This is a genomic window from Solirubrobacter soli DSM 22325 (assembly GCF_000423665.1).
Lineage (GTDB): Bacteria > Actinomycetota > Thermoleophilia > Solirubrobacterales > Solirubrobacteraceae > Solirubrobacter > Solirubrobacter soli.
In genome coordinates, this window is sequence record NZ_KE384069.1 from 578467 (window position 1) to 588349 (window position 9883).

The window sequence follows — 9883 nt, forward strand, 5'->3', positions numbered from 1 at the left end:
CCGAAACTCAGGGGTGGGCGCATGCGTTCAACTGGCACATGCGTCCACTTCTCGCCCTCCTGTTCGTGCTCGTCCTCGCCGCTCCCGCGCAGGCCGCCGGACCGGAGGTCGGGATCGCCGACGACCGCGTCCTGCTCGCCGGCGGGCCCGAGGCCGACGCCGCCATCGCGGAGTGGCAGCAGCTCGGCATCCAGCAGGTGCGCATCTACGCGCTGTGGTCGCGGATCGGTGGACCGTCGGCGCAAGCGCCGTATGAGTGGGACCAGCTCGACCATGCGGTGGACCGCGTCGTCGCGGCGGGCATGCAGCCGCTGCTGACGATCACCGGACCTGGCCCGCTGTGGTCGAGTCGCCGGTCCGAGCGCGGCGACCCCCGGTGGGACCCGGACCCGGCGCTGTTCGCCGACTTCGCCGGCGCGGTCGCGGCCCGGTACGGCGACCGGGTCGACCGCTACGTGGTCTGGAACGAGCCGAACCTCGGCTCCTGGCTGCGCCCGCAGGCCTCGTGCTCGCACCACGTCTGCACACCGATCTCGCCGCACCTCTACCGCGGGCTCGTTCGCGCCGCGTACCCCGCGATCCACGCCGCCGACCCCGGCGCGCAGGTCCTGATCGGCGCGATGTCCTCACGCGGCTCGACGTTGAACAGCGAGAACTCGACGCTGCGGCCGATGGCGTTCCTGCGCGCCCTCGGGTGCGTGGACGCCCGCTTCAAGACACTCCGCAGCGGCCGCTGCGCGGGCTTCCGACCCGCCAAGGGCGACGGCTTCGCCTTCCACCCGCACGGCGTCCTGACCGCGCCCGACAAGGCGTTCCCGAACCCCGACGACGTCTCACTCGCGTCGCTCGGACGGTTGGAGAGCGCCCTGGACAGGATCCAGCGCGGGGGAGGCCTCCAGGCCGGCACCCGCCGCTTCGACCTCTACATCGACGAGTACGGCTACCAGACCAACCCGCCCGACCGTGTCTCCGGGATCTCGGCGACGACGCAGAACGCGTGGCTGCAGCGCGCGGCCTACCAGGCCTGGCGCGACCCGCGCGTGAAGCTCTTCACCCAGTACCTATGGCGTGACGAGCCGCTCGCGTCCGGTTACTCCGGTTGGCAGTCGGGCCTGCGCTACGCGGACGGCCGTGCCAAGCCAGCCTTGAAATCGTTCCCGACGCCGTTCGTGCTGGACGCCGCCCGCGGACGCCTGTGGGGACAGGTCCGGCGCCGCGACACGAATGTTGTCAAGGTGGAGAGACGCTTAGCGGGAAGCTCCACGTGGAGGGTGGTCGCGACCCGTCGCACCGACTCCCGCGGCTACTGGAGCTGGACCACGCGGTTGCTCAGGGGCGCCTCATATCGTTATGTGGCAGCGAACGCCACGAGCGCCGCTTTGAAGCGGGGGTAATGTTCTGGCCGATTGGCCGGTCCGTCTGATACCGCTTCACAGCTGCAGGCACTCGCCGCGCTGCAGAATGTCACCGCCGCCATCTCCGGCGCCGCGACGCCGGAGCAGGTCGGACAAGCCGTCGCGGAGCACGGCGCCCGCGCGCTGGACGGGTCGGGCGGCGTGGTGTTCGCGCTCGAGGACGGGCTCCTGCGCGTGATCGGCCGGTGGGGCGACGCCGAACGGTTCCTGCAGGGCCGCACGTCGCTGCCTCTGGCCGCCCGCACGCCCTCGGCGACCGCCGCGCGCGAGCGCCGGACCGTTGCGGCCGCCTCGTTCGATCCGTTCCCCGACATCTCGGCGCGGCCGAGCCAGGCGGTGTGCGGCGTGCCGTTGCTGGCGGGCGACGAGGTGCTGGGCGCGCTGGGCGTCAGCCGCCCCGAACCGTTCGACGATCCCGAGCTCGAGCTGCTCGAGGCGCTCGCCGGCCAGAGCGCGCTGGCGCTCGAGCGCGCGCGGCTCTACCGCCGCCAGCAGCTGGTCAACGACCGCCTGCACCGCCTGCAGACCGTCACCGCGGGGCTGGCGCGGGCGCTCACGCCGAGCGAGGTCGCCGCGACCGCGGCGGCACAGGGCGCGGAGGCGCTCGGGGCGAGCACGGCGTGGGTCGCGCTGATGGACGCCTCCGAGCGCTCGCTGGAGCTGGCGCACGCGGCGGGGCACGAGCCGGAGACCCGTGCGCGGTTCGCGTCGCTGCCGCTGGACGCGGCGCTCCCGCTCTCCGTGGCCGCTCGCACCGCGACCCCGATCTGGCTCGAGAGCCCGGAGGCGATCTTCGGCAGCTACCCGCGCTTCGCCGAGGTCCGCCCGCAGGCGCAGTCCGCCGCGCTGCTGCCGCTGGTCGACGACGGCGCCGTGCTCGGCGCGATCGGCCTCGTGTTCGACTTCCCCGTCGTCTTCACCGCCGACGACCGCGACTACCTGGTCGCGCTGACGCGGCTCTGCGGGCAGGCGCTCGGGCGGGCGCGGCGCTACCAGGCCGAGCACGACCTCGCGGCGACGCTGCAGCACGCGCTGCTGCCGGAGTCGCTGCCGCGGGCGGACGGGCTCGAACTCGCCGTCCGCTACCTGCCGGCCGCCGACGGCACCGCCGCGGGCGGGGACTTCTACGACGCGATCGAGCTGCCCGGCGGGCGGCTGGGGATCGCGGTCGGCGACGTGGTCGGCCACGGCCCGGCGGCCGCCGCCGCGATGGGCCAGCTGCGCAGCGCGCTGCGGGCGTACGCGCTCGAAGCCCGCCCGCCCGCCCGGGTGATGCAGCTGCTCTCGCGGTACGCGGACGGCGTCTCGGGCGCGCGCGGGGCGACGCTCGCCTACGCCGTGCTCGACCCCGGCGCGCACGAGGTCCGCTACTGCTGCGCCGGGCATCCACCGCCGCTGCTGGTGTCGCCGAACGGCGACACCCGGTTCCTCGAGGGCGCGCGCGGCGTGCCGCTCGATCGCGCGCTCGGCCAGGTGTACGAGGACACGACGGCGCTCGTGACCGAGGGCTCGACGCTGATCCTCTACTCCGACGGCGCCGTCGAGCGCCGCGGCGAGGCACTCGACGTCGGCATGGGCCGGCTGGCCGTCGCGGCCTCCACCGCCGCGAGGCTCACCCCCGAGGCGCTCTGCTCGGCGGTGCTGGACGCGCTGTTCGAGGAAGGCCGGCACCGGCGCGACGACGTCGCGCTGCTGGCGGCGCGGGCCTTGCCGCTGATGGTCGCCCCGCTGCACCTGTGGTTCCTGGCACGCGCGGACCAGCTCGCGGTGGTGCGGCAGGCCATGCGCACGTGGCTGGCGGGTGCCGCCGTCGACCCCGGGGATGCCGAGCTCGTCGTGCTGGCGGCGGGCGAGCTGTGCGCGAACTCGGTCGAGCACGCGTACGCTCCGGACGTGACCGACGCGGCGGTCGAGGTCGCCCTCGCGCGCGAGCCGGGCGGCGTGCTGACGCTCGTCGTGCGCGATCGCGGGCGCTGGCGGCCACCGCCCGCCGATCCGGGATTCCGCGGGCGCGGGCTGAACATCGTGCGGGCGCTGATGCACGCCGTCGACGTCGACGAGGGCGCCGACGGCACGACCGTCAGCACCCGCTACAAGCCGGGCGGCGCGCCGCCCATCACGCTGCCGGAGATCGAGCCGGCGGCCATCGAGGTGGATCGCAGCGCCGCCGTGCCGGTCGCTCGCCTGCGCGGCGAGATCGACGGCGCCAACGCCGACGCGCTCGAGCCGGCGCTGCTCGAGCTCGCTCCTGGGCCGGTGATCGTCGACCTCAGCGAGCTGGCGTTCCTGGCCAGCGCCGGGCTGCGGGTGCTGTTCGGGCTGGCCAACAAGTGCGTGCGGATCGCGGTCGTCGCGCCGGTCGAAGCGCCGTTCCGGCGCGCGCTGGACGTTGCCGAGCTGTCGAAGGTGGCGTACGTCGCCGACAGTCCTCATGAGGCGCTGGAACACTTCGCGCTCTGAATGATCGTCGACTGCGCCCACTACCGCGACGGCTTCCGTCAGCACGAGGGCAAGATGGCCCCCGAGGACGCGGCGCTGATCTGCAAGCAGGATCCGGGGTTCGTGTGGCTGGGCATGGTCGAGCCCTCCGAGGAGGAGCTCGTGCGCGTCCAGGACATCTTCGGCCTGCATGAGCTCGCGGTCGAGGACGCGCAGAGCTTCCACCTGCGGCCGAAGGTCGAGGCCTACGAGGGCGACATCACGTTCGTCGTCCTGCGCACCGCCCGCTACGTCGACGACCGCGAGGAGGTCGAGTTCGGCGAGGTCTCGATCTTCGTCGGGCCGGGCTTCATCATCACCGTCCGCCAGGGCGTCGCCGCCGACCTGCACGTGGCGCGCCTGAAGCTCGAGGCGCGGCCGCATCTGCTCGAGGAAGGGCCGGCCGCGGTGCTGTGGGCGATCCTGGACAAGATCGTCGACGACTACGCGCCTGTGGTCGAGGGCCTCGAGAGCGACATCGAGGAGGTCGAGCACACGGTCTTCGCCGGCACCCACGCGCCCACCCACCGGATCTACCTGCTGCGCCGCGAGGTCTCGGACTTCTACCGCGCCGTGCACCCGCTGCTCGGGCCCGCCGCCGCGATCACCCAGGGCGGCGTCCTGGCGATCAGCGACGGGCTGCGCCAGTACTTCCGCGACGTCGACGACCACCTGAAGCTCGTCAACGAGGAGATCCTCGCCCAGCGGGACCTGCTGAGCACGATCCTGCAGGCGAACATGGCGGTCGTCTCCGCCGAGCAGAACGAGGTCGTCCGGCGCATCTCCGCGTGGGCGGCGATCATCACCGTCCCGACGTTCATCGCCTCCTTCTACGGCATGAACTTCGAGCACATGCCGGAGCTGAAGTGGGTCGGTTCCTACCCGGCGGCGGTGCTGCTGATGATCGTCGCGGGCGTGGTGCTGTGGCGAGGGTTCAAACGCGCTTCGTGGCTCTGAGCGTGCGCGGGGCGGTGATCGACCCCGCTCCGAACGCCCTACGGTGAGGGTGATGAGCAGCAACGGGAAGATCCGGGGTGGAGACATCCGCGCCGCGGGCATCGAGGACGGGCCGGTGATGGGTGTGGCGCTGCGCTGCATGCCTCGCGCCGTCAAGCAGCTCGGCCGCGACGAGGCGCTCGCCCGGTTGGCCGACGTGGCCGCCGCTCCGGCGGAGCACATGTCGGACCCGCACTTCGCGCAGGTCGCGGAGCGGCTCATCGAGGCGGCGGCCGAGGCCGAGAAGCGGTTCGTCGAGCGTGACGCCCCGGCGCCGATGGTCAGCTACTGCGGCGACGTCGACCCGGGCGCGCTCGAGCAGATGCGCAACTCGCTGCGGCTCCCGAGCGCCCTGCGCGGCGCGCTGATGCCGGACGCGCACCGCGGCTACGGGCTGCCGATCGGCGGCGTGCTGGAGACCGAGGGGACCGTGATCCCGTACGCCGTCGGCGTCGACATCGCCTGCCGCATGAAGCTCTCGATCGTCGACATCGACCCCTCGGCGCTCGACGACGGACGCCACCTCGAGGACGCGCTGCTCAAGGAGACCGCGTTCGGGACGGGCGGCTCGCTCAAGCGCCGCGCCGACCATGAAGCGATCCACGACGAGCGCTGGCGGTTGACGCCGTTGGTGCAGCGCGTCCGCGACCGCGCGTGGAAGCAGCTGGGGTCGAGCGGGAGCGGCAACCACTTCGTCGAGTGGGGCCTGCTCACCTTGCCGTCGCCTGACCTGGGGCTGCCGGCCGGGCGCTACGTGGCGCTGCTGTCGCACTCGGGCAGCCGCGGCGCGGGCGCGCAGATCGCCGGCCACTACTCCAAGCTTGCGCGCGAGCTGCGCCCGGAGCTGCCCAAGGAGCTCTCGTACCTGTCGTGGCTCGACCTCGACCACGACTCGGGCCGCGAGTACCTCGCGCTGATGCAGCTGATGGGGGAGTACGCCTCGGCCAACCACGCGGTCATCCACGAGCGCGTGACAGGCAGCCTGAAGGCCGAGGTCCTCGCCGGCGTCGAGAACCACCACAACTACTTCTGGCAGTACGAGCGCGACGGCCGCACCGTCGGCGTGCACCGCAAGGGCGCGACGCCGGCGGCCGCGGGCGAGCTCGGCGTGATCCCGGGCTCGATGGCCGCGCCCGGCTTCGTCGTGCGCGGCAAGGGCGCGCCAGACAGCATCGAGTCCGCCGCCCACGGCGCCGGCCGCCGCATGAGCCGCACCGCGGCCACGCAGCAGTTCAACTGGAAGATGATCACGCCCGTTCTGAAGGAGCGCGGCGTCAAGCTGCTCTCGGCGGGGATCGACGAGAACCCGTTCGCCTACAAGGACATCGAGGAGGTCATGGCCCAGCAGACCGACCTCGTCGACGTCATCGCCCGCTTCGATCCGCGCATCGTCCGCATGGCCGACGCGGGCGAGCGTCCCGAGGACTGACCCTTCGCCTGCCCGCCCGGCCCTTGCCCAGCCAGTGCGGAACGGCGTAGTGTCCCGCCATGCCCGGACCACTTGGACGCCGCCCACCAACCGACTGGACGCACGTCGACAAGTACCCGCTGATGGCGAGCATGGTGCCCGCCAAGCCCACGCCGGTCGTGATCGGCGTGAACTGGTACGTCGAGTTCGACGCGCCGGTGAAGGACGATCAAGGCCACTACTGGATCGCCCGAGACGGCAAGCTCTCGACGGTCCGCGGCGGGCACTGCGTGTGCCTGAAGCCGAAGGGGACCAACGACCCCGACGCCTGGTGGGACTTCTACAACCAAGGCGAAGAGGGGGCTTGCGTCGGGTTCGGGATCAGCCGCCTGACGTCACAGCTCAACCGCAAGACCTATGACGGCTTCTGGCTCTACCACGAGGCCAAGAAGATCGACGAGTGGCCCGGGGAGGACTACGACGGCACCTCGGTGCGCGCCGGGCTGGACGTGCTGCGCAAGCGCGGCCACTGCGTCGTCGACGGCGGCAAGACCAGCCCGGAGGCGGTCGGCGAAGGCATCAAGGCCAACCGCTGGGCGCGCTCGATCGACGACGTGCTGACCACGCTCGGCTACGGCGGCCTCGACTACGTCGACGTGCTCAACTCGTGGGGCCGCGGGTTCCCGCACCTCACCCGCATGCCCGCGACCGTCCTCGAGCGGTTGTGGAAGGAGGACGGCGAGGTGGGGTTGGTCACGGACCGCTGAGTACGCAGATCGTCTTGAAGTCCGGGTCGCTCGCCCCGTGCAGGCGGGCGCCCACGGCCTTCAAGGAGCGCAGGTACTCGATCACCTCGTCGGTGATCCGCTCGCCCGGCAGCAGCACGGGGATGCCGGGCGGGTAGCCGGCGATCGCCTCCGCGCTCACGCGGCCGACGGCGTCGTCGACGGCGACGACGTCCGACTCGCCCAGGAACGCGTCGCGCGGCGGCATCACGACCTCGTTCTCGAACGTGCCGGTGGCGAGCGTGACCTCCTCGGTGATGCCCGGCCGCTCCATGCGGGAGGCGATCGACGTCAGGTCGTGGACGAAGCGCTCGAGCTCGCGCGGCATCTCGTCGATGCCGAGGACGAGCACGATCGTGGCCTGCGTGGCGAGCTCGACCTGGGTGTCGAAGTTCGAGCGCAGCGCGGCGGCCATCTCGTAGCCCGTCGCGCCGGTGCCGCGCACGTCGATCACGAGCCGGAGGGGATCTCGTGCGGCGACGCCCGGCCGGCCGATCTCCTCGTCGCCGACGACGCGGCAACCGGGGATCTGGTCGATCGCCTCGGCGGTCCGGCGGGACGCGGCGATGGTGCCGCTCAAGAGCGCCTCCCCGTGGAGGACCAGCTGGCGGCGCGCGCCGTCGAGCGACAGCATCAGCAGCGAGGACGGCGAGGTCGAGCGCATCAGCCGCAGCGTGCGTGCGATCGCGTCGGGGTTGATCCGTCCGCTGTCGCCGACGTGCAGCAGCGCCGACTGCGTCAGCGAGCCCGCGATCTTGTGCACCGAGGTGAGCATCGCGTCCGCGCCGACGCTGAGCGCGTTGGGCGGGAGCTCGGAGTGGAAGCCGAAGTGCGGGCCCCAGGACTGGTCGACGACGAGCGGCACGCCGAACGAGTGCGCCACGTCCGCGCAGCCGGCGACGTCGGCGGCCATGCCGTAGTACGTCGGGGAGACGATGAACGCGGCCCGCGCTCCCGGCGTCGCCTCCAGCGCCGCGCGCAGCGAGTCGGGGGTGACCCCGTGGGCCATGCCGAGCTCGGGCTCGTACTCGGGCGCGACCCACGTCGGGAGGCCGCCGCTCAGCACGAGGCCGTCGATCACCGACGCGTGCGCGTTGCGCTGCGCGACGACGGGCGCGCCCAGCGGCGCCAGCGCCAGGCAGAGCGCGTGGTTGCCCTGCGTGGCGCCGTTGGTCAGGAACCACGACCGGGCGGCGCCGTAGGCCTCGGCCGCCAGCTGCTCCGCCCGCTCGTACGGCGTCGGCGACTCGCCCAGGTCGACGCCGTGGATGTCCTGCGGGATGTCGAGCTTGAGCGTCTGCCAGCCGATCGCTGTGCGCACACCGAGGTCGGCGCCGTTGCCCGCCTTGTGGCCGGGCACGTGGAAGCGGGTGGAGCCGCGGAACCCGTACGCGACGACGGCGTTCAGATACGGCGCCTGCGGCTGGTCGGGGGAGGCCATGTCGCGGAGCATGGCAGGATTCCCGCCGTGGTCCTCACACGCGAATACGTCGACGTGCCGGTGGGCGAGCGGGCGATGCGCACCTTCGTGGCCAAGCCCACGGCGCCCGGGTCCTATCCCGGCATCGTCTTCTACACCGACATCTTCCAGCTGACCGAGTCCAGCCTGCGCTGGGCGGTCCGGCTGGCCGGCTACGGCTTCCTGGTCGCGGTCCCGGAGATCTACCACCGCGTCGAGCCCGCGGGAACGGTGCTGGGATTCGACGACCCGGGCAAGGCGCGCGGGCAGGCGGACGCGGAGGCGATCACGACCGCCGAGTTCGACGAGGACATCGCCGCGGCGCTGGACTGGCTGGCGTCCGTGTGCCCCAGCGTCGGCGCCGCCGGCCACTGCACGGGCGGGCATCTCGGGTTCCGTGCCGCGTTCGACCCCCGCGTCCGTGGCAGCGCGCTGTGGTACCCGACGGGCCTGCACGACGGCAAGCTCGGCAAGGACAAGACCGACTCGCTGGAGCGCGTCGCGGACATCTCCGGCGAGCTGCTGTTGATCTTCGGTTCGCGCGATCCGCACACGCCGTCCGCGGCGCGCGAGACCGTGCGAGCCGCGCTCGACGGCGGGCCGGCGTTCCGCTGGCTCGAGTTCGACGCCGAGCACGCGTTCGGGCGCGACATCGGTCCGCGGTTCGACCCCGAGGCCACCGACCTGGCGTTCGCCGAGACGGTCGCGTTCTTGAGGAGGACGCTGTGATCCTCTACGACCACCCGGTCTCCGCGAACTGCCTGAAGGTCCGCATCCTGCTCGCCCACCTGGGGCTGTCGTATGAGCGCGTCACGGTCGATCTGTTCGCCGGCGAGACCCGCCGTCCCGAGCACCTCGCGCGCAACCCCGACGGACGCGTCCCGGTGCTCGAGCTCGACTCGGGCGAGCTGCTGCCGGAGTCGGCGGCGATCCTGCTCTATCTGGCCGAGGGGACGCCGTACCTGCCGGACGACCGGCTGGCGCGCTTCCGCGTGCACCAGTGGCTGTTCTTCGAGCAGAACCAGATCGAGCCGGGGATCGCGGTCGCGCGCTTCATGGCCGCGGTCGGGCGGGTGAAGAAGCACCCGGAGGTCTTCGGCGAGCGGCTGCGCCAGGGGCGGCGCGGCATGGAGACGCTCGAGCGCGGGCTCGTCGCCGACTTCATCGCGGGGGATTACAGCGTCGCCGACATGGCGTTGTATGGCTACGTGCACTGCGCCGACGAGGCGGGCGCGGACCTGAGCGAGTATCCGCGGATCAACGCCTGGATCGAGCGTGTCGAAGCGCAGCCGGGCTTCGTCAATGACCTTCAGCCGATCACGTGGACGGATAGCTGATCGCG

8 protein-coding genes are annotated in these 9883 nt (G+C 72.4%); 7 read left to right on the forward strand and 1 reads right to left on the reverse strand.

What is annotated here, in order from left to right; translation table 11 throughout:
- Positions 1–38: 38 nt before the first annotated feature.
- From G569_RS0132250 to G569_RS0132270, 5 genes are read left to right on the forward strand one after another with little or no spacing between them, the layout of a single operon-like run.
- Positions 39–1394, forward strand: coding sequence for a glycoside hydrolase family 1 protein (locus tag G569_RS0132250; protein ID WP_028066472.1), 1356 nt, complete (start codon positions 39–41; stop codon positions 1392–1394).
- A 12-nt stretch (positions 1395–1406) separates the two neighbouring features.
- Positions 1407–3875, forward strand: coding sequence for a SpoIIE family protein phosphatase (locus G569_RS59445; protein WP_053227300.1), 2469 nt, complete (start codon positions 1407–1409; stop codon positions 3873–3875).
- Positions 3876–4850: a magnesium and cobalt transport protein CorA gene (locus tag G569_RS0132260; RefSeq protein WP_028066473.1), complete on the forward strand. Its 975-nt coding sequence runs from the start codon at positions 3876–3878 to the stop codon at positions 4848–4850. It begins immediately after the preceding gene.
- Between the two features lie 52 nt (positions 4851–4902).
- Positions 4903–6318: an RtcB family protein gene (locus tag G569_RS0132265; RefSeq protein WP_157592460.1), complete on the forward strand. Its 1416-nt coding sequence runs from the start codon at positions 4903–4905 to the stop codon at positions 6316–6318.
- A 59-nt stretch (positions 6319–6377) separates the two neighbouring features.
- Positions 6378–7064, forward strand: a complete 687-nt coding sequence (locus G569_RS0132270; RefSeq protein ID WP_028066475.1) for a hypothetical protein — start codon at positions 6378–6380, stop codon at positions 7062–7064.
- On the opposite strand, the gene G569_RS53405 is transcribed toward G569_RS0132270, so the two are convergent.
- The gene (locus G569_RS53405) at positions 7051–8523 is read right to left on the reverse strand and encodes an aminotransferase class I/II-fold pyridoxal phosphate-dependent enzyme (RefSeq protein ID WP_169542290.1); all 1473 of its coding nucleotides are present in this window, start codon (positions 8521–8523) and stop codon (positions 7051–7053) included. The genes G569_RS0132270 and G569_RS53405 overlap by 14 nt on opposite strands.
- Before the next feature lie 27 nt (positions 8524–8550).
- On the opposite strand from G569_RS53405, the gene G569_RS0132280 reads away from it, so the two are divergent.
- On the forward strand, positions 8551–9270 hold the full coding sequence (locus G569_RS0132280; protein WP_028066476.1) for a dienelactone hydrolase family protein: 720 nt from the start codon (positions 8551–8553) through the stop codon (positions 9268–9270).
- Complete coding sequence (locus G569_RS0132285; RefSeq protein WP_028066477.1) at positions 9267–9878, forward strand: glutathione S-transferase family protein; 612 nt, start codon at positions 9267–9269, stop codon at positions 9876–9878. The genes G569_RS0132280 and G569_RS0132285 overlap by 4 nt, the downstream gene beginning before the upstream one ends.
- The last annotated feature ends 5 nt before the right edge of the window (positions 9879–9883 follow it).